The organism is Pseudomonas sp. E315 (assembly GCF_055406205.1).
Genome location: NZ_JBUZPJ010000004.1, coordinates 68,203 through 88,663 on the forward strand (window position 1 = coordinate 68,203; position 20,461 = coordinate 88,663).

The 20,461-nt window shown below is 56.7% G+C and carries 16 protein-coding genes; 8 read left to right on the plus strand and 8 right to left on the minus strand.

Annotation, left to right across the window (positions count from 1 at the left end):
- Positions 1-45 precede the first annotated feature (45 nt).
- On the minus strand, positions 46-2,748 hold the full coding sequence (locus ACZRJQ_RS07555) for an SNF2-related protein (RefSeq protein ID WP_463977747.1): 2,703 nt from the start codon (positions 2,746-2,748) through the stop codon (positions 46-48).
- A 24-nt stretch (positions 2,749-2,772) separates the two neighbouring features.
- The gene (mfd, locus tag ACZRJQ_RS07560; protein ID WP_463977748.1) at positions 2,773-6,222 is read right to left on the minus strand and encodes a transcription-repair coupling factor; all 3,450 of its coding nucleotides are present in this window, start codon (positions 6,220-6,222) and stop codon (positions 2,773-2,775) included.
- A 286-nt stretch (positions 6,223-6,508) separates the two neighbouring features.
- Here mfd and ACZRJQ_RS07565 point away from each other — a divergent pair, with 286 nt between their 5' ends.
- Positions 6,509-7,972, plus strand: coding sequence for a glyceraldehyde-3-phosphate dehydrogenase (locus ACZRJQ_RS07565; protein WP_463977749.1), 1,464 nt, complete (start codon positions 6,509-6,511; stop codon positions 7,970-7,972).
- A 335-nt stretch (positions 7,973-8,307) separates the two neighbouring features.
- Positions 8,308-9,702, plus strand: coding sequence for a Si-specific NAD(P)(+) transhydrogenase (sthA, locus tag ACZRJQ_RS07570; RefSeq protein ID WP_463977750.1), 1,395 nt, complete (start codon positions 8,308-8,310; stop codon positions 9,700-9,702).
- Positions 9,703-9,744: 42 nt separating this feature from the next.
- Here sthA and ACZRJQ_RS07575 read toward each other — a convergent pair whose 3' ends face one another.
- Both ACZRJQ_RS07575 and ACZRJQ_RS07580 read right to left on the minus strand, forming a co-directional pair.
- The gene (locus tag ACZRJQ_RS07575) at positions 9,745-10,467 is read right to left on the minus strand and encodes a glycerophosphodiester phosphodiesterase (RefSeq protein ID WP_463977751.1); all 723 of its coding nucleotides are present in this window, start codon (positions 10,465-10,467) and stop codon (positions 9,745-9,747) included.
- Between the two features lie 40 nt (positions 10,468-10,507).
- Positions 10,508-11,095: a PilZ domain-containing protein gene (locus tag ACZRJQ_RS07580; RefSeq protein ID WP_463977752.1), complete on the minus strand. Its 588-nt coding sequence runs from the start codon at positions 11,093-11,095 to the stop codon at positions 10,508-10,510.
- Positions 11,096-11,189: 94 nt separating this feature from the next.
- Between ACZRJQ_RS07580 and ACZRJQ_RS07585 the strand changes: the two genes are divergently transcribed.
- The 3 genes from ACZRJQ_RS07585 to ACZRJQ_RS07595 all read left to right on the plus strand — a co-directional run bounded on the left by ACZRJQ_RS07585 (position 11,190) and on the right by ACZRJQ_RS07595 (position 14,437).
- On the plus strand, positions 11,190-12,440 hold the full coding sequence (locus ACZRJQ_RS07585; RefSeq protein ID WP_463977753.1) for a lipoprotein-releasing ABC transporter permease subunit: 1,251 nt from the start codon (positions 11,190-11,192) through the stop codon (positions 12,438-12,440).
- 7 nt (positions 12,441-12,447) lie between these two features.
- Entirely contained in the window at positions 12,448-13,131 is a 684-nt protein-coding gene (gene lolD / locus ACZRJQ_RS07590; protein WP_463977992.1) for a lipoprotein-releasing ABC transporter ATP-binding protein LolD, read from the plus strand.
- A gap of 61 nt (positions 13,132-13,192) precedes the next feature.
- Positions 13,193-14,437, plus strand: coding sequence for a lipoprotein-releasing ABC transporter permease subunit (locus ACZRJQ_RS07595; RefSeq protein ID WP_463977754.1), 1,245 nt, complete (start codon positions 13,193-13,195; stop codon positions 14,435-14,437).
- A 54-nt stretch (positions 14,438-14,491) separates the two neighbouring features.
- Here the strand turns inward: ACZRJQ_RS07595 and ACZRJQ_RS07600 are convergent, their stop codons facing one another.
- Both ACZRJQ_RS07600 and ACZRJQ_RS07605 read right to left on the minus strand, forming a co-directional pair.
- Positions 14,492-15,847 carry a heavy metal sensor histidine kinase gene (locus ACZRJQ_RS07600; RefSeq protein WP_463977755.1) on the minus strand — a complete coding sequence of 452 codons (1,356 nt, stop codon included), beginning with the start codon at positions 15,845-15,847 and terminating at the stop codon, positions 14,492-14,494.
- Entirely contained in the window at positions 15,847-16,527 is a 681-nt protein-coding gene (locus tag ACZRJQ_RS07605; protein ID WP_463977756.1) for a heavy metal response regulator transcription factor, read from the minus strand. The genes ACZRJQ_RS07600 and ACZRJQ_RS07605 overlap by 1 nt, the downstream gene beginning before the upstream one ends.
- A 152-nt stretch (positions 16,528-16,679) precedes the next feature.
- On the opposite strand from ACZRJQ_RS07605, the gene copI reads away from it, so the two are divergent.
- Together copI and queF are read left to right on the plus strand one after the other, a co-directional pair.
- Entirely contained in the window at positions 16,680-17,216 is a 537-nt protein-coding gene (copI, locus tag ACZRJQ_RS07610) for a copper-resistant cuproprotein CopI (RefSeq protein ID WP_463977757.1), read from the plus strand.
- An 81-nt stretch (positions 17,217-17,297) separates the two neighbouring features.
- Positions 17,298-18,128 carry an NADPH-dependent 7-cyano-7-deazaguanine reductase QueF gene (queF, locus tag ACZRJQ_RS07615; protein WP_463977758.1) on the plus strand — a complete coding sequence of 277 codons (831 nt, stop codon included), beginning with the start codon at positions 17,298-17,300 and terminating at the stop codon, positions 18,126-18,128.
- Between the two features lie 67 nt (positions 18,129-18,195).
- Here queF and ACZRJQ_RS07620 read toward each other — a convergent pair whose 3' ends face one another.
- Complete coding sequence (locus ACZRJQ_RS07620) at positions 18,196-18,669, minus strand: peroxiredoxin (RefSeq protein ID WP_463977759.1); 474 nt, start codon at positions 18,667-18,669, stop codon at positions 18,196-18,198.
- A 12-nt stretch (positions 18,670-18,681) separates the two neighbouring features.
- Entirely contained in the window at positions 18,682-19,242 is a 561-nt protein-coding gene (locus ACZRJQ_RS07625; RefSeq protein WP_463977760.1) for a glycine cleavage system transcriptional repressor, read from the minus strand.
- A 326-nt stretch (positions 19,243-19,568) separates the two neighbouring features.
- Between ACZRJQ_RS07625 and dapA the strand changes: the two genes are divergently transcribed.
- The gene (gene dapA, locus ACZRJQ_RS07630; RefSeq protein ID WP_463977761.1) at positions 19,569-20,447 is read left to right on the plus strand and encodes a 4-hydroxy-tetrahydrodipicolinate synthase; all 879 of its coding nucleotides are present in this window, start codon (positions 19,569-19,571) and stop codon (positions 20,445-20,447) included.
- Positions 20,448-20,461 lie beyond the last annotated feature (14 nt).

Genomic DNA, 20,461 nt, shown 5'->3' on the forward strand with positions numbered 1-20,461 from the left:
CATCGCAGTCTGCGGCAGCGACTATAAGTGTTCGAGTTTCAGGTTTTAACGTTTCTCGGTTTTAGGCGGCAGCGGTGCAAACAATGCGTCGATGTCGTCGTCCTGTAGTTTCCAGTCTCCGGCAATTCGCCCATCCAGTACGCCTGCTGCCAAATCTGACTTTTCTTGCTGCAGGTGCTGGATTTTTTCCTCTACGGTGCCGCGGGCGATCATTTTGTACACAAATACCGGTTTTTCTTGTCCGATTCGGTACGCGCGGTCAGTGGCCTGGTTCTCCGCTGCCGGGTTCCACCAAGGGTCGTAGTGAATCACCGTGTCCGCTTGCGTCAGGTTTAAGCCAACCCCGCCCGCCTTGAGGCTAATCAAAAAAATCTGCAACTTGCCGCTTTGGAAGTCCTTGACTGGCGTGCGCCGGTCGCGGGTTTGGCCCGTCAGCAGGGCGTAGCTGATTTTACGCTTCTTCAGTTCTGCTTCGATCAAGCCCAGCATTGAGGTGAACTGGGAAAACAGCAGGATGCGACGCCCCTCAGCGAACAAGCCTTCGAGCATGACCATCAAGCTGTCGAGTTTGCCCGAGGTGCTGCCTTTTTTCGGTGGTGTGTCGCTGACCAGTCGCAGGTCGCAGCACACTTGGCGTAGTTTGAGCAGCGCTTCAAGGATGATGATCTGGCTGCGGCCTACACCTTTGCGAGTAATTTCATCGCGTACTTTTTTGTCCATCGCCAAGCGCATGGTTTCGTACACATCGCGCTGCGCCTCGTTGAGGTCGACCCAATGGATGATCTCGGTCTTGGGCGGCAGCTCGGTGGCGACTTGCTCTTTGGTACGGCGCAACAAAAACGGTTTAATCCGCGCATTCAAATGTTGCAGGCGCTCATCGTTGCCTTGGCGCTCGATGGGTACGCGGTAATCGCGGTTAAAGGTTTTGACGTCGCCAAGCCAGCCCGGCAACAAAAAGTGGAACAGCGCCCACAATTCGCCCAAGTGGTTTTCCAGTGGTGTTCCGCTCAAGCACAAGCGTTGGCGCGCAATCAGTTCGCGTGCAGCCTGCGACGCTTTGCTGCCGGGATTTTTGATGTACTGCGCTTCATCGAGGATCAGGATGTGCAGTGGCAGCTTTGCCAAGTGTTCAAGGTCTTTGGGCAGCAGGGCATAAGTGGTGAGGATGACGTCGTAATCGTTGAGTGTCTCAAAGTGTTTTTTGCGGCTTGCCCCGTACAGCGCCAATACTTTGAGCTGTGGGGTGAAATGCGCCGCTTCGTCCATCCAGTTAGGAATCAGGCTGGTGGGCATGACCACCATCGCCGGGCGATCCAGCCGCCCTGCGTTTTTCTCGCACAGAATATGCGCCAGAGTTTGCAGGGTTTTACCCAGGCCCATGTCGTCCGCAAGAATACCGCCCACTTCAAGCTGGCGCAGTGACTGCATCCAGCTCAAGCCTTCGAGCTGATAGGGGCGCAAAGTAGCGTTCAAGCCCTCGGGCGCTTCAACGCTGAAGTCCTTGATATCCCGCAGGCGTTGGGCAAAGCCTCTAATCTGCTCCCCACCTTCCCAGCGCAGAGGCAGCGCATCCAAGGCGTTCAGGCGCGGGGCATCGGCGCTTTTGATTCGCAGCGTTGTAGCGCCTGTTTCGCCCAGATAGAACTCGCCCAACGTTGCCAATACGGGTTTCAGGCGCCCATAGGGCAGGGCAACCTGTAGCGGGGCTTTGGTGCTGTTGGGAATGGCCGGAATGTTGACCAGAATCAGCTCATCGTCGCGGCGTTTAGCGAGTTTTTCCGGGCTGAGGATTTCGGTGTGCGAGCGCATCAGGTTGAGCAAGATCGGCAGCAAACTCAGGCGCTGGCCATTGACGATGATTCCCAGCTCTAGGTCGAACCAGTCGCGCTCGGGGGCTTCGTCAACATGGGCGTACCATTCCTCAATAGGGCTCAGATCGAAACCAAAGTTTTCGTCGACCTGCAGTTCCCAACCTTGCTCGCGCAAGCTGTTCATTTGGTTGAGGGTGAAGTTCAGCCAGGCGCTGTCATTGACCATTTCAAACAGTTCGCCAGCGCTCTCTGGCAGCGCTTTGCTCTGGCGCGTGGCAATTTTGAAACCCAGCGCCCGAAGTTGCTCGCGGTAGGCGTTTTCAACGTCAGGGTGGCGCTTAATTCGCAGGGTTTGCTCGTCTTGGCGGATCAAGACGTCAGCGTTTTTTTGCCCTGATACGTAATGTTCCAAGTAGTTGAACGACAGCGCTGCCCTGTGTTGGATGTAGCGCTGCATTTTGCCGTTACGTGGCTCAAATGCGCTGAACTCGGCACTGGCCAGCCACAAGCGCGGCACGGGCAGTACATCGTCAAGCAGGTGCTCGGGCAGGTTGCTGGGGCGGCGTGAATCGAGCACGGCCTGGAGTTTTTCCAGAAGCTCGGCGTCCTGGGCGGCAGCGGGGTAGTTCAAAGTGTCTTCAATCTTCAGTAATACGGCGGCCGTGTGCTTGCAATTGGTGCGCACAGGGCACGTGCAGTTTGCGCTGACCAACAGCAACGAGCCCTTGGCGGACTCGCGCAACGCGATGGTCTGGCGGTAGGTGTTATCGCTAGAGCCCTGACAGCTGGCAGTGATCTGGCTGTCACCGATTTGAGCGATTCTGACGCGGTTTTCTCGAGCGTAACGTCGGCCACGCTCAAGGCTTTGCTCTTTGAATCGGCTGACCCAAGTCGGTGCCAGCGGCTTGGTCAGCCGAGGTGTCTGGTTTAAGGGCATGGGTACTTCATTGCGCAAATCCCATCAGGAAGGCTTCGGAGCGAGGCGTTCAAACAAAGCCTCCAGAATGTTGAAGCGTTCTTCAGGACGTTCCATTGGCACCATGAACTTGAACAGCGTCGCGCCTTCGAATTTGTAGCGATTCGGTTGGCCCTGGATCAGTTTGATCAATACCAGTGGGTCAACCGGGGTGGTGGCTTCAAATTCAATGCGCCCGCCTTGGGGCCCGGCATCGACTTTTTTGATGCCTAACTGTTCGGCCTGCAATTTGAGTTGAGTCAGGCGCACCAGGTTTTTGGTGGGCTCGGGCAGCAAGCCGAAGCGGTCGATCATTTCGACCTGCAAATCCTTGAGGCCTTCTTCGTCGGTGGCTGACGCGATGCGCTTGTACAGAATCAGTCGCGCATGAACATCGGGCAGATACGATTCGGGAATCAAAGCGGGCAAACGCAGGTTGATTTCCGGGCCGCCGCCCAGAGGTTGGTCAAGGTTGGGTTGTTCGCCCTTGCGGATCGACTTCACCGCACGCTCAAGCATTTCCATGTACAGGGTAAAACCGACGGCCTGGATCTGGCCGCTTTGCCCGTCACCGAGCAATTCGCCGGCGCCCCGGATTTCAAGATCGTTGGTGGCCAGCACAAAGCCTGCGCCCAAGTCTTGAGTATTGGCGATGGCTTCGAGGCGCTTTTGTGCGTCGCCCGTAATTTGCTGGCGCGGTGGTGTCAACAGGTAAGCGTAAGCCTGGTGGTGGCTGCGCCCTACGCGCCCGCGCAATTGGTGCAATTGCGCCAGGCCAAATTTGTCAGCGCGCTCGATGATGATGGTGTTCGCACTGGGTACGTCGATACCGGTCTCGATGATGGTCGAGGCAATCAGTACGTTGAAACGCTTGTGATAGAAGTCGCTCATCACCTGTTCGAGTTCACGCTCGCGCATCTGGCCGTGGCCGATACCGATACGCGCCTCAGGCACCAGCTCGGCGAGGTCAGCGGCACATTTTTCGATGGTTTTGACATCGTTGTGCAGGTAATAGACCTGACCGCCACGCAGCAACTCGCGCAATAAGGCCTCTTTGACCGTGCTGTTGTTGTGCTCCATCACAAAAGTGCGAACAGACAAACGCCGTGCAGGTGGCGTAGCAATGATCGACAGGTCACGCATGCCCGACACCGCCATGTTCAGCGTGCGTGGGATGGGTGTCGCGGTCAGGGTCAGAATATCGACCTCACTGCGCAGGGCCTTGAGTTGTTCTTTCTGGCGAACGCCGAAACGGTGCTCTTCATCGATGATCACCAAGCCGAGGTTTTTGATCTTTACATCGTCTTGCAGCAGTTTGTGGGTGCCGATCACGATGTCGATTTTGCCTTCGGCTAAATCCGCCACTGCAGCGTTAATTTCTTTGGCGGACTTAAAGCGGCTCATGACCTCAACCCGTACGGGCCAGTCGGCGAAACGGTCGCGGAAGCTGTTGTAGTGCTGCTGGGCGAGCAGGGTGGTGGGGACTAAAATCGCCACCTGACGCCCGCCGTGAACGGCAATAAAAGCGGCGCGCATGGCCACTTCGGTTTTACCGAAGCCCACGTCACCGCACACCAGACGATCCATCGGTTTTGGCGCGAGCATGTCGGCGCGCACAGCTTCGATAGCGGTTTGCTGGTCGGGTGTTTCTTCAAACGGGAAGCCTGCGCTGAATGTTGCGTAATCGGCTTTCGGGTCATCAAAGGCATGGCCTTCGCGGGCAGCACGCCGAGCATAAATGTCGAGCAGCTCGGCGGCGACATCGCGCACTTGTTCGGCCGCCTTACGCTTGGCTTTTTGCCACGTCTCTGAGCCCAGGCGGTGCAGCGGCGCCAGTTCATCGTCGCTGCCGGTATAGCGGGCAATCAGGTGCAGGTTGGCCACGGGCACGTACAACTTGGCGCCCTCGGCGTATTCGAGTGTCAGAAACTCGGCTGCCTGATTGTCGATTTCGAGCGTCGCCAGCCCCTGATAACGGCCCACCCCGTGATCGATATGCACCACCGGCGCGCCTTCCCGCAGCTCAGTGAGGTTTTTGATGACGGCATCATTGTTGGCATCGGCGCGCTTTTCGCGTCGCCGACGCTGCATCACGCGTTGGCCGAACAGCGGGCTTTCGGCGATCAGCGCCAGTGCTGGGTCGTCCAGCAGCAAGCCTTCGTCCAGTGGCGCAATGGTGATGGCCAAACGGTGCTTGCTGGAAACAAAATCGGGCCAGCTGTCGACTGTTTTTGGGCGCAATTTAAGGCGTTCGAGCAGTTCGAGCAGCACTTCGCGCCGCCCAGCCGATTCGGCAGTGAACAGAACGCGGCCTTCAAATTGCTCCAAAAAGCCAGACAGTGCAGCCAATGGTTGATTGGCTTTGGCTTCGATCGCAAGGTTGGGCAGGGGCTGAGCCGGGAAGCGCTCACGGCTGCTGCCAGTGTCCACGTCATCTTGACTGGCAACTACGCGCGGCCAGTTTTTGAGGCGTGCGAAGCAGTCTTCTACCGGCAGGAACAGTTCAGCCGGCGGTAATAAAGGGCGCGATGGATCAATGCGGCGCTCTTCGTAGCGGTTACGCACGTCCGACCAGAAGTTTTCGGCAGCTTGCTCGATACCCGGCAGCGAGAACACTTGCGTGTCCCCCGGCAGGTAATCGAACAAGGTCGAGGTTTCATCAAAGAACAGCGGCAGGTAGTACTCGATACCGGCAGGAGTAATCCCGCTGCTCAAGTCTTGAAAGATTGGGCAGCGACGAAAATCCACATCAAAGCGTTCGCGAAAGCGCGCTTTAAAGCGCGTAACGGCGTCTTTTTGCAGGGGGAATTCACGTGCCGGCAGCAAGCGGATCGAGTCAACTTTGTCGATGGAGCGCTGGTTTTCTGGGTCGAAGGTGCGCAGTGTTTCAATTTCGTCGTCGAACAGGTCAATCCGATAGGGCAGTTTACTGCCCATCGGGAACAGGTCGATCAACGCGCCCCGTACCGCGAACTCACCATGCTCGTACACAGTGTCGACGCAGCGGTAACCACTGGCCTCAAGGCGTGTGCGCATTTGCTCTACATCCAGCTTTTGGCCGATGTCCAATACCAAGCTGCTGCCGAGCAGAAACTTGGTGGGGGCCAGGCGATGTAGGGCGGTAGTGATCGGCACTACCAAAACGCCATGATCCAGCTCAGGCAATCGGTACAGGCTGGCAATGCGCTGGGAAATGATGTCTTGGTGCGGCGAAAACAAGTCGTAGGGCAGGGTTTCCCAGTCAGGGAAGTGCAGCACCGGCAACTCGGGCGCGAAGAACCTCAGTTCCTGCTCAAGGCGTTCGGCGCTTTGGCTGTCGGCGGTGAGCAGCAGGGTGAAGCGCTTGGCGGCGCTGGCAGCCTCGGCAATTGCGAGGCTCAGGGCAGCACCGGGCAGGTTGCCCCAGTGCTGTTTGCCTGCCGTAGCAGGAAGTTTGGGTAGACGCAGGACGGGCACGGAAGGTTGAGCTCCAAGCGTTGCGGCAAAGAGGCAGATTGTAGCGGCCCAAGGCACCGGCTGTCAGTTGTCGTCTGTGCCGGGCCTGTTAAAAGCCTGCAAAGTGACCGTAAAGACAGCGCCGCAAGGCTTTGTAGGGCGTTTAACGTGCTTGTAAACAGGGGGTGAGAGTTTTTTTCGCCTTTATTTGTTGGAGCTTAATCGTTTCAGTTTTGCCATGTGACAGGCGCGCATTGCCCATGACTGGGCGCAGCGGCATAATGTAGCCCCTTTTTTCAGCCCCTACATGTGGAAGGTTCCCGTGACTCAGAAGCCCGACCAGTGTCTTGGTGAATGGATCGACCGTGAAGCACTCGCAGAAGCGATGATTCCGCTGATTGGTCAGCTCTACCGCAATAACAATGTGGTGAGTTCGATCTATGGCCGCAGCCTGATCAACCGTTCAGTCATTGCGATTCTCAAAGCTCACCGCTTTGCGCGTCATCGTCAATCTGATGACAGCGAATTGTCCGTACACGAAACTTTCCCGCTGCTTAAAGCAATGAGCGAGCTCAAGCTCGGCGCTGCTTCAGTAGACTTGGGCAAGCTGGCCGTCAAGTTCAAGGCTCAGGGCAATGGCCGGACTGCCGAGCAGTTCGTGCGCGAAGAGTTGGCCGATGTTGTGGGTCAGCAAAACGCTTCTGCACGTAAAGGCACCGATGTTGTGTTGTACGGCTTCGGTCGTATTGGCCGCCTGCTGGCGCGCATCCTGATCGAAAAAACCGGTGGTGGCGACGGCCTGCGTCTGCGTGCCATCGTGGTGCGTAAAGGCGCCGACAACGACCTAGTCAAGCGTGCAAGCTTGCTGCGTCGTGACTCGGTACATGGTCCGTTCGATGGCACCATCGTGATCGATGAAGTCAACAACACCATCACCGCCAACGGCAACCTGATTCAGGTGATCTACGCCAAGAACCCGACTGAGGTGGATTACACCCAGTACGGCATTGAAAACGCTCTGCTGGTGGACAACACCGGTGTGTGGCGTGATGCCGATGGTCTGGGCCAGCACTTGGCATGCCCGGGTATCGACCGCGTTGTATTGACTGCGCCGGGTAAAGGCAAGCTCAAAAACATCGTTCACGGCATCAACCACGGCGAAATCACCGCTGACGACAAGATCATTTCGGCGGCCTCTTGCACCACCAACGCCATCGTGCCGGTGCTCAAGGCTGTTAATGACAAGTTCGGCATCGTCAACGGTCACGTTGAAACGGTTCACTCGTACACCAACGACCAGAACCTGATCGACAACTTCCACAAGGGCGATCGCCGTGGCCGTTCGGCTGCGCTGAACATGGTGATCACTGAGACCGGTGCGGCTACTGCTGCTGCCAAGGCTTTGCCTGAGCTGGCTGGCAAGCTGACCGGTAACGCGATCCGTGTTCCTACGCCGAACGTGTCGATGGCCATTCTCAATCTGAACCTTGAGAAGGCGGCCACTCGTGAAGAAATGAACGAGTACCTGCGTCACATGGCGCTGCACTCCGATTTGCACAAACAAATCGACTTCGTGAGCTCGCAGGAAGTGGTTTCCACTGACTTCGTAGGTTCGCGTCACGCAGGTGTGGTCGATGCTGAAGCCACTATCTGTAACGACAACCGCGTTGTGCTGTACGTGTGGTACGACAACGAGTTTGGTTACAGCTGCCAGGTTGTTCGCGTGATGGAAGACATGGCCGGCGTTAACCCGCCAGCGTTCCCGCGCTAAGTAACCGCCGCAACTGAAAACGCCCCGACTGGTTCGGGGCGTTTTTGTGTGCGGAGCGCTCTAAACCCTTAGCAGCTACCGAAGGCTGCGCCACTGGACGTAGCCTCGTTCTACCCATCAACGGCTACACAAATCGTGCTTTTCGCCGGAGCTTTCGGGTGATAGTTGATGTAGTGCAGACAAAATTAGCCTACGACGAGACCAAGGGTTAATGTTCGCGGCGTTCAGGCTTCTATAGACTGTGCCCCACGTTTTGATCCTTCATGGCGCTGGCCGCGTCATGATTTAGCCGCAGGCATCCAAAAGGGAGCCCCGGCCCGTTCTGAGGAGTACGCATGGCTGTCTACAACTACGACGTAGTGGTACTGGGTTCTGGCCCGGCAGGAGAAGGTGCGGCAATGAACGCCGCAAAAGCAGGGCGCAAGGTGGCAATGGTTGATAGCCGGCGCCAGGTTGGCGGCAACTGCACGCACTTGGGCACAATCCCGTCCAAGGCCTTGCGTCACTCGGTTCGGCAGATCATGCAGTTCAATACCAATCCGATGTTTCGGGCCATTGGTGAGCCGCGCTGGTTCTCGTTCCCGGACGTACTGAAAAGCGCCGAAAAAGTTATTTCCAAGCAGGTGACTTCGCGCACCGGCTACTACGCACGCAACCGCGTAGACCTGTTTTTTGGCATCGGCAGCTTTACCGATGAGCAAACCATTGAAGTGGTGTGCGCTAACGGTGTAGTTGAGACCCTGATGGCCAAGCAGGTCATCATTGCAACGGGTTCGCGCCCGTATCGCCCGGCTGACATCGACTTCACCCACTCGCGTATCTACGATAGCGACACCATCCTTAGTCTCGGCCACACCCCGCGCAAGCTGATTGTTTACGGCGCAGGCGTGATTGGTTGTGAATACGCGTCGATCTTCAGTGGTCTGGGTGTGTTGGTTGAGCTGGTTGACAACCGCGAGCAGTTGTTGAGCTTCCTTGACTCCGAGATCTCGCAAGCGCTCAGCTATCACTTCAGCAACAACAACATCACTGTGCGTCACAACGAAGAGTATGAGCGCGTTGAAGGCGTTGAAAATGGCGTGATTTTGCACCTTAAGTCCGGCAAGAAGATCAAGGCCGATGCCTTGCTCTGGTGCAATGGCCGTACTGGCAATACAGATCAACTGGGTCTGGAGAACATCGGCATCAAAGCCAATGGTCGTGGCCAGATCAGTGTTGACGAAAACTATCGCACCTCTGTGCCAGACGTTTATGCGGCGGGCGATGTGATCGGCTGGCCAAGTCTGGCCAGTGCCGCACACGACCAGGGTCGTTCGGCAGCAGGCAGCATTGTTGATAATGGCAGCTGGCGTTTCGTGAATGACGTGCCAACGGGCATTTACACCATTCCTGAGATCAGCTCGATCGGTAAAAACGAGCAAGAACTGACTCAGGCGAAAGTGCCGTACGAAGTGGGCAAGGCGTTTTTCAAGGGCATGGCGCGGGCACAAATTGCTGGTGAGCCTCAGGGCATGCTGAAGATTTTGTTCCACCGTGAAACCCTGCAAGTGCTGGGTGTTCACTGCTTCGGCTATCAGGCGTCAGAGATCGTGCACATCGGTCAGGCGATCATGAACCAGCCGGGCGAACTCAATACCCTGAAGTACTTCGTTAACACCACGTTCAACTACCCGACCATGGCCGAAGCCTATCGGGTAGCTGCTTACGACGGCCTTAACCGGCTTTTTTAAGCGGCTCCGGCCGGTGGCCTGAGCCGGCCGGGGAGACCGATTTCAGCCATTCCCAAGGGTGGCAGTGGCCAAACCGGGAAAGTCTGTAATCAGGCTGTCTACGCCGAAATCAGCGAGCCTGCGCATCAGTGCAGGTTCGTTGACTGTCCATACCGACACATGCAAACCCTGACGCTGGGCTTTTTCCAGGCGCTCTGGGGTACACAGTGTCCAGTTCAATGCCAACATCTCGCAGCCATAGTTTTGGGCGACCTTCAGCGGGTCGAGCCAAGCGTATTCGGCCACCAGCCCGCGGGACAAATCCGGTGTCAGTTCGATTGCGGCCTTTAGCACTTCGCGAGAGCTGGAGGTTACGGTGACCTTGTCCATCAGGCCGTGACGCTGGGCCATTTCGCGAATCGCCAGCACTGTGGTGGCGGCGCGGGTGCGAGAGGCGCTTTTCACTTCTAACTGCCAATGGTCGAAGTTGCACGCCTCAAACAATGTTTCAAGGCGTGGGATCGGGCACGGATGCACCCAGCCCGGGCCGCCTTTGCGTGCGTCGTAAGTGGTCAAGTCAGCAGCAGTATGCTCGATGACTTTGCCGCGTCGGTCAGTGGTGCGCTTGAGGGTTGGGTCATGGATCACCATCAGCTCGCCATCTTTGGACAAGTGCAGGTCGAGTTCGCAACGGCGAACGCCATGCTTGAGGCATTGCTCGAAGCTGGCAAGGGTGTTTTCCGGTGCTTCGCCTTTGGCGCCGCGATGGCCATAAATCAGGGTCACATTTGCTCCTTAGTACGCAGTTCAAAGCGTTGAGTCGTGCTTACTCTTCTTCGCCCGCTTCACTTTTTTCGCGGGCCAGTCGGCGTGCCAGCGCTTGTTTTTGCAAAATGTAGCGGGCCAGGAGTTGGCGCTGGGCATCGGTGATGGCTTCGAACTCAGTGCCGATCTCATAGCCACCGTTGCGTGCCTCGCAGTGCGTGACCTTGGCTCGCAGCAATAAACCCAGCGCTTGAGGCATTAGCACCAGCTTGACCGAAAGATGGCAGCCTGCCGGGTAGGCTTTGGGGTGGTGGAACTCGATGCCGCCTTCTGACAGCTTGACCGGCTGCAATTCGCCGATTTTGCCCAGCACTGTTTGCGCAACCACCTGGCTGAGCAGGTCGATGCGCTTATTCAGTACTTTGAGGTAGCTGGAGATGGAGCGGTCGCGCTCACTGATCTGGCGCAGCAAGTGCTGGGCCTCGAATTCACTGAGGTGTAACTCACTGAGTAAATTGAATAAAGGCGAAGCATCTTGCAACACTTCGTCACTCGCGGCCTCGGGGGCAGACAGTGGGGTTATTTCCAGTGCGATCACATCCTCGATACGGTAGTATTCGCGGCGATCTGCTTCATCTAATGTCGACATGGCGAACCCATGGTGGCGGCTGTGGTCTGAGTGTAAAGCTGCTTATCAGGCCCCGCCACAAGGACGTCTTCTTTTCCCTCGAACAAGCCCCGACATGTTCAGACCTCTCTTCGTATTTATTGGCACGCGTTATACCCGTGCAAAACGTCGCAATCATTTTGTGTCGTTCATTTCTCTGACTTCAATGATCGGACTCGCCCTCGGCGTGGTCGTAATGATCGTTGTGCTCTCGGTAATGAACGGCTTCGATCATGAGATGCGTACCCGCGTGCTGGGCATGGTGCCCCACGCGACCATTGCGGGTGATCAACCGATCAGCGACTGGCAAAGCCTGGCCGCCAAGGTCAAGCAGAACCCGAAGGTGGAGGCGGTTGCGCCGTACACCCAGATGCAGGGGCTGCTGACCCATGACGGCAATGTGCAGAAAGTCCTGCTCAATGCTATCGACCCGGCTCAAGAGCGTAAGGTGTCGATCATTGATCAGTTCATGCTGCAAGGTCAGCTCGACTCACTGACGCCCGGCAGCTTCGGCATCATCATCGGCGACAAAGCCGCCAAAAAGCTCGGCGTTGCCATGGGTGACAAGCTGACGTTTGTGGCGCCCGAAGTCACGGTAACGCCAGCGGGGATGTTCCCGCGCATGAAGCGTTTTACTGTGCAAGGCATCTTCCATGTGGGTGCTGGTGAAATCGACGGCTACTTGGGCATTACCAACTTGCAGGACCTGGCGCGTTTGCAGCGCTGGAAGCCTGACCAGGTGCAGGGTTTGCGCCTTAAGTTTGATGACCTGTTTCAGGCGCCACGCACGGCATGGGAAATCGCTCAGCAGTTAGGCGAAGACCGCTACTACGCCCGTGATTGGACTCGCACCCACGGCAATCTGTATCAGGCCATTCGCATGGAGAAAGCCATGATCGGCCTGTTGCTGTTGCTGATCGTGGCAGTGGCCGCCTTCAACATTATTTCCACGCTGGTGATGGTGGTGAATGACAAGAAGGGCGATATCGCGATCCTGCGCACTCTGGGAGCTACGCCCGGCACGATCATGGCGATCTTTATGGTGCAGGGCACGGTGATTGGTGTGGTCGGTACGGCGATAGGTGCCGTGCTGGGCATGCTGGCCGCGCTTAATGTCAGTGCTGCCATTTCGGGCCTTGAAGGCCTGATCGGCCACAAGTTTCTCAACGCCGACGTGTATTTCATCGACTACTTGCCGTCGCAGTTGCAGGCACAGGATGTGTTGATGGTGTGCGGTGCGGCATTGGTTCTGAGTTTCCTCGCGACCTTGTACCCGGCCTGGCGTGCTGCGCGCACCCAGCCTGCGCAGGCGCTTCGTTATGAGTGAGTTGGGCATGAAAGAACAAGCAGTGTTGAGTTGCCGTGATCTGGGCAAAGCCTACGAGGAAGGCCCGGAATCAGTGGTGGTGTTGTCCGGCTTGCAGCTTGAGTTGCACCCCGGTGAACGCGTTGCCATTGTCGGCACCTCGGGCTCGGGTAAAAGTACCTTGCTCAACTTGCTGGGCGGCCTTGATACGCCGTCCACTGGCAGTGTTTGGTTGGCGGGTGAAGAGCTCTCGGCGCTGAGTGAAAAGGCCCGGGGTCAGTTACGCAACCGCTCGTTGGGTTTTGTGTATCAGTTCCACCATTTGCTGGCAGAGTTCACTGCGCTCGAAAACGTTTGCATGCCGTTGTTGATCGGCAAGACCTCGATCCCGCAAGCCCGTGAGCGCGCAACGGCTTTGTTGACGCGTGTGGGTCTGGGGCATCGCCTTGAGCACAAGCCAGCAGAGTTGTCCGGTGGTGAGCGTCAGCGTGTTGCTATCGCGCGTGCTCTGGTCAACAAGCCGGCGCTGGTGATGCTCGATGAACCGACTGGCAACCTTGACTCCCACACTGCGCAAGGTATTCAAGATTTGATGTTGGAACTCAGCACCTCAATGCGCACAGCGTTTTTGGTGGTGACCCACGACATGAACCTTGCTCGCCAGATGGATCGCGTGTTGCACCTTCAAGAAGGTCGTTTGACCACGATTTGATCGGCCAAAACCCGATGCCTTGGCGGGCGTCGGGTCTTTTATTTTTATACGGTGCCCGCGAATGTTCAGACCGTTATCGATTTTTATCGGCACGCGCTATACCCGCGCCAAGCGCCGCAATCGTTTTGTTTCGTTTATCTCCATGACCTCGATGATCGGCCTTGCGTTGGGCGTGTTGTCCATGATCGTCGTGTTGTCGGTGATGAACGGTTTTCAGCGCGAGATGAGTAACCGCATCCTCGGCATGGTGCCGCACGCAACCATCGTGGGTGTTAAGCCGATTGATGACTGGCGTCCGGTGGCTGATGCGGCCATGAAAAACCCGCAAGTGACGGCGGCTGTGCCGTTTACCGAGCTTGAAGGCATGCTGTCTTACAAAGGCATGATGCAGCCGATCCAGATCAGCGGCGTTGACCCGGCTCTTGAAGGGAATGTCTCAATCGTTACCCAGCACATCGTGCAGGGCAAAATGGAAGACCTGCAACCCGGCGAGTTTGGCGTGGTGTTGGGTGATATTACCGCTCGACGTTTTCGCTTGGGCGTGGGGGATAAGATTACCTTGATCGTGCCCGAGGCCAGCACTGCGCCGGGCGGGATTACTCCGCGTTTGCAGCGTTTGAATGTGGTCGGGATTTTCAAGGTTGGGGCTGAACTGGATGGCTCGATGGGGCTGATCCATATGGCTGACGCGGCCACTATGCAGCGCTGGGAGCCTCATCAGGTGCAAAGCGTGCGCCTGGCAGTCAAAGATTTGTACGCCGCGCCGCAGGTGTCGCAACAAGTGGTCACGGGATTGGGCGCAGCCTACAAGGCGGATGACTGGACTCATACGCAAGGCAGCTTGTTCAGCGCCATGAAAATGGAAAAAACCATGATTGGCCTGTTGCTGCTGATGATTGTCGCAGTGGCTGCGTTCAACATCATTGCCACGCTGATTATGGTGGTGAACGACAAGGGCGCTGACATTGCCATCTTGCGCACCATTGGCGCCACGCCTCGCCAGATCATGGCGATCTTCATGGTGCAGGGTACTGTGATCGGGATCGTCGGTACTTTGATTGGCGGCGTGTTGGGTGTGATTGCGGCGCTGAATGTCAGTGAGCTGGTGGGCTGGATGGAGCGGGTTTCCGGGCAGCATATCTTCAGTTCGGACGTGTATTTCGTCAGCAATCTGCCGTCAGAGCTGCAAGGCGGCGACGTGGCATTGATTTGCGCGGCGGGTTTTGTGTTGAGCTTTTTGGCTACGTTGTACCCGGCCTATCGCGCAGCCAAAATTCAGCCTGCTCATGCGTTGCGCTATTCCTGATTGATCCTGGTCGGCGTAGGAGCGAGCGTGCTCGCTCCTACAGTAGTTTTCGGCTCACAAGGTTGTAGGCAGTTCGATTACAAATCGCGTGATTCCTTCCTGAGACTCGCACCTGATCTGCCCGCCATGGGCGCGAATGATCGATTGGGTGATGGCCAGTCCTAACCCGGCATGTTCATTGCTGCCTTCGCGCCGCGCCGGGTCTGCCCGATAAAAACGATCAAACAAGCGTGGCATCAGCGCTGGGGGAATGCCTGGGCCCGTGTTTTCAATGGTGATCCGCAGCTGAGGTTCGTTCGGCTCAATATGAACCTTGATCGTGCCCTCCGCCGGTGTGTAGCGCAGTGCGTTATCCAGCAAGTTAGAGAGCGCGCGTCGCAGCATGCTACGGTCTGCGGCAACCAGCGCGCTGCCTTCGCGGGTTAATTCGATGCGGGAGTCCTCGGCCAGAAGCGCATAAAACTCCAGCAGCGCGTCTACCTCATGGGCCAAGTTCAAGGGCTCGCGACGGGGTGTAAGCAAGCCATGATCGGCTTTGGCCAGATACAGCATGTCGTTGACCAGTTGTGCCATCCATTGCAGCTCCTCGAGGTTGCTGTGCAGCGCTTCGCGATAGGCTTCGAGGTCACGTGGGCGGGTGAGAGTGACTTGGGTATGGGTCAGCAGGTTGGACAGCGGGGTGCGCAGTTCGTGGGCAATGTCAGCCGAGAACGCTGACAGGCGCTGAAATGAATCATCCAGACGTTCCAGCATTGCATTAAAGGCGGCGGCCAAATCAGCCAGTTCGGCCGGCATTTGTGCTTGGGGCAGACGGGCGTTAAGCGAGTTGGCTGAAACGCTGGCTGCAATCGCGCTCATGCGCCGCAAAGGACGCAAGCCGCTACGGGCTGCCCATGCGCCCAGAATGGCCGTAGCCAGCGCTGAGAGCCCGACAGTCATCCAAATCAGACGCTGCATGCGTTGCAAGAAGTGCTGATGGTGGGTGATGTCCAATAACAGCGTCAGACGCGGCGCATTGGGTGAGTCAGGCCTTGGGGTGAGTACACGGTAATCGGTGCCGTTTATTTGTAGGCTGCCCAAACCGGGGGTTGTCGGCAGTTCTGCGGGTAGCCGAGTGGAGCTGTCAAACCACAGGTGGCCGTCTGGGCCGCGCACCCGTACCGCAAGGTCAGGCTGGTGGCTCAAGTCTTGTAACAGGTCGGGTAGGCGCTGGGTGAAGCGTTCAAGCGTTTCGGCGCCTTGCAAGGTATTGCGCAGCACAGCGAGGCGGCTCTCCATCAGTTGTTGGTCAAGTTCAACAAAGTGGACTTCGCTGGCGCGCCCGAATAGCACCCCCGCAAATAGTGAGACCACCGCCGTGCAGCCTGCAAATAACAGTGCCAGGCGACTGCTCAGTGACAAGCGGCGCATTACTCGGGCCGCTCTTCAAGCACATAACCCATGCCACGTACGGTGTGGATCAGTTTGTGTTCATGGCTGTCGTCGACTTTGAGCCGCAAGCGGCGAATAGCGACCTCGATAACGTTAGTGTCGCTGTCGAAGTTCATGTCCCACACCTGCGAGGCAATCAAGGATTTGGGTAGCACCTCGCCCTGGCGGCGCAGGAGTAACTCCAAAAGGGCAAACTCTTTGGCGGTGAGGTCGATACGCTGACCGTTACGTTCAACGCGGCGGCGTATCAGATCCAGGCGCAAGTCGGCTAATTGCAGATGGGTTTCTTGTGTCGCGTTGCTGCCGCGCCTCAACAAGCTGCGCACACGGGCCAGCAGTTCGGAAAACGCAAACGGCTTGACTAGATAATCATCCGCCCCTAGTTCCAGGCCATGAACACGGTCTTCGACAGCATCCCGAGCGGTTAAAAACAACACGGGAATATCCAGCCCGGCGCTGCGTACCGCTTGCAAAATTTGCCAGCCATCGCGTCCCGGCAACATGACGTCGAGAATCAACAGTGAGTAATCGCCAGTCAGCGCCAGATGCTGACCGGTGATGCCGTCGGCGGCCAGTTCGGTAGTGAATCCGGCTTCGCTTAAACCCTGGCGCAGGTATTGCCCGGTTTTAACCTGATCTTCGACTATCAGCAGTTTCATGGGCGACTCATCAAAAAATAACCTCAGCCTTATACATTGGCCCTTTAGGTGCAGGGCAAAACTGACAAAGTTGTAATCTTGCAGTCAGTTGTATGCCAGCGCCGAGGTTCTAAAGTTAGTGAACGTTTGAATGTTAGCCTTCTGGAGTTCGTATGACTGCACGTAATCGTTTGGCCCTTGCGGGTTGTTTGCTGGTGCTGAACATGCCAGCTATCGCATCGCCTGCGGATCACTACTCATTCGGTCAGCCTGCACCTGCCGCCAGCGCCACGCGCACTGTGGAGGTGGACATGACCGATATGGCCTTTACGCCCAAGTCTGTAGAGGTGAAGGCTGGTGAGACGGTGCGCTTTGTGCTGGTCAATAAAGGCCAACTGCTGCACGAGTTCAATCTGGGAGATGCAGCGATGCATGCTGAACACCAGAAAGAAATGCTCAAGATGCAGCAGAGCGGGATGATGACGCCGACAGGCATGAATCGCCCTGATATGGATCATGCAGCGATGGGCCACGGCTCAATGGCGATGCACGGCATGAAGCACGATGACCCCAATAGCGTGCTGGTTGAGCCGGGTAAAACAGCTGAGCTGACGTGGATGTTTGCCAAAGCCGATAACTTGGAGTTCGCCTGCAATGTGCCTGGCCACTATCAAGCGGGCATGGTTGGCACGCTGAAAGTTGCACCTTGAATCAGTCTGATCGTCTGTGAGCGCTGAAAGCTTGGCGTAAACCCGATAGAATCGCAGGGTTTTTCTAGCCAGGTTTTTCTCATGCATCCCGCAGCCGAACACTCGCCGCTGGGCAAGTCCAGTGAATACATCAGCACCTACACCCCGTCCTTGCTGTTCCCGATCCCACGCGCGGCCAAATGGGCAGAGCTTGGGTTGAGCGCCGAAACGCTGCCTTATGTGGGCGTCGATTTTTGGACCTGCTTCGAGCTGTCGTGGTTGTTGCCATCGGGCAAGCCAGTGGTCGCCATTGGTGAGTTCTGCTTTGCTGCAGACTCACCGAACATCGTTGAGTCCAAATCATTCAAGTTGTATCTGAACTCATTGAACCAGACTGTGTTTGCCGATAAGCCAAGCCTTGTCGCCACTTTGCAGGCCGATTTGTCAGCGGCGTCTGGCAAGCCTGTGAGCGTGCGTGTACGCAGCCTTGACGAGGTTCAGGCAGATGGCGTCGGTGTTTTGCCGGGTGTGTGCATTGATGACCTGGACATCACGGTCAGTGACTACGCGCAGCCGCGCCCCGAGCTGCTTGAGTGCGATGCGTCGAAGGTGGTCCAAGAGACCGTCTACAGCCATTTGCTCAAATCTAACTGCCCGGTCACCAGTCAGCCCGATTGGGGCACAGTGGTGGTTGAGTACCGTGGCGCAGCGTTGGATCACGCCAGTTTGCTGGCGTATCTGGTGAGCTTTCGTCAGCACTCAGACTTTCATGAACAATGTGTTGAGCGGATTTTTCTCGACTTGCAGCGCTTGCTCAAGCCCGAGAAATTGACCGTGTATGCGCGCTATGTGCGTCGTGGTGGGCTGGACATCAACCCATACCGCAGCACTGACGCGGCTGAATTTCAAAATGTGAGGTTAGTGCGTCAGTAACACTCGATAACTCTGTAGGGGCAAGCTTGCTAGCGATGGCGCCACAAGCTCGCTCCTACAGTTCGACTCAGGCGTTGTTAAGCGCCTTGGCCTGTTCCAGCACTGCCTCAACATGGCCTGGCACTTTCACGCCGCGCCATTGGTGGCGTAACACACCTTCCTTGTCGATCAAGAACGTGCTGCGGTCTACGCCCATGTATTCCTTGCCGTACAGTTTTTTCAGCTTGATCACGTCAAACAGTTGGCACAGGGCTTCGTCCTTGTCGCTCAACAGATCAAACGGAAAAGCTTGCTTGGCCTTGAAGTTCTCATGGGACTTGAGGCTGTCGCGAGACACGCCAAACACCTCAGTGTTGGCTGCCTGAAACTCGGCGTAGTGGTCGCGAAAGCCTTGGCCTTCAGTGGTACAGCCCGGCGTGCTGTCTTTGGGGTAGAAGTAAATCACCACCTGCTTGCCTTTAAGTTCGGACAGGCTGACGGTTTTCTCGCCAGTTGCCGGGATCTGAAAGTCACTAACGGGTTGGTCAATGGCTACGGCCATAGGTCGAGCTCCTTACATCGGGTTCTGTGGGCGCCAAGGTTCGATCAGTGCATCAAGGTTCAACGCATCGGCGAAGTCCAAGAACTGATCACGCAACCAGCTGATTTGCACGCCCGCAGGCAGGGTCACGGTAAACGTGGCGTTGAGCATGGTGCCGCCCGTTTGCGGTGCCTGATAGGTGTCGCAGGTCAGGTTTTCGAGTTCAACGTTGTGGTCGATAAAGAACTGGCACAGCTCGTTGATGATGTCCGGGCGATAAGCCGAGCTGATGTACGCCACGTACGGCAGGGCTTGTGGTCGATTTTCGAGGGCGGCGCTACGCACTACATTGACGGTAAATGCGTACTTTTTGGCCAGGGCAGGCAGGCCCGCTTCAAGTCTGGCCAGAGCATCCCAGCTGCCCGTGATTTCCAGGATCAGCGCGCTGCACTCGCCGTGACGAGTCAGGCGGGAGGTTACAACGGCGCAGCGATTTTCATGGCTGGCGCGGCACAGCACGTTCGTCAGCTCCATTGGGTTGGCGCCAAGGGCACTGATGACAAGGAATTGTTCGCGAACTGTGGGGGTGGACATTCAGCCTTCCTAAAACGATGAGTGGTCGGTACGTTCATGGGATGTGCCGCAACTACAAGGTGTTTATCACGGGCCAAACATCCACGAAAGCATCGCCACAGACGGTTTGCAGGCATTGCAAATCGAATGCGGCGGCGTTTGGGCGGGGCTTTTGGCTCGTAATAACTACCTGTGAAACAGGCGCGTATACACATCAGTACCAATCAAAGGTTGAAGGGTAGCGAAAAGCAACGCGAAGGGGAATGCTCATCGGGCGCGCTGTTGCTTGTGCAAGGGTCATGGCGCCAGTACCATTACGGCTCTCTTTTTCCGGCAGGAGCGGTTGCATGATTGCGGGCAGTATGGTGGCACTGGTCACACCTATGGATGCACAAGGTCGTCTTGATTGGGACGCTCTGAGCAAACTGGTGGACTTTCACCTGCAAGAGGGCACCAACGCCATTGTTGCCGTTGGCACTACAGGTGAATCAGCAACTCTGGATGTGAACGAACACATCGAAGTGATTCGTCACGTTGTCAAACAGGTTGCAGGGCGTATTCCGGTGATTGCCGGTACAGGCGCTAACTCGACGCGTGAAGCGATCGAACTGACCTCCAATGCGAAGGCCGCTGGCGCTGATGCGTGCCTGCTGGTGACGCCGTATTACAACAAGCCGACTCAAGAAGGCTTGTATCAGCATTTCAAGACCATCGCTGAAGCGGTGGACATCCCGCAGATCCTTTACAACGTCCCGGGTCGTACCGCGTGCGACATGCTGCCCGCCACGGTTGTGCGCTTGTCCACAGTGCCAAACATCATCGGCATCAAAGAAGCGACCGGCGATCTGCAACGCGCCAAAGATATTTTGGCCGGTGTCAGCAGCGATTTTCTGGTGTATTCCGGCGATGACGCTACCGCCGTTGAGCTGATCCTGCTGGGCGGCAAAGGCAATATTTCGGTGACTGCCAACGTTGCTCCACGTGCTATGAGCGATCTGTGCGCGGCTGCGATGGCCGGTGATGCAGTCAAAGCACGTGAGATTCACGAAAAGTTGATGCCGCTTAACAAAACCCTGTTTATCGAATCCAACCCTATCCCTGTGAAGTGGGCGCTGCATGAGATGGGCTTGATGCCGGACGGTATCCGTCTGCCGCTCACCTGGCTCAGCGAAGCCTGCCACGAACCGCTGCGTCAGGCCCTGCGCCAGTCCGGCGTATTGGTTTAATTGAGGAAGCACTA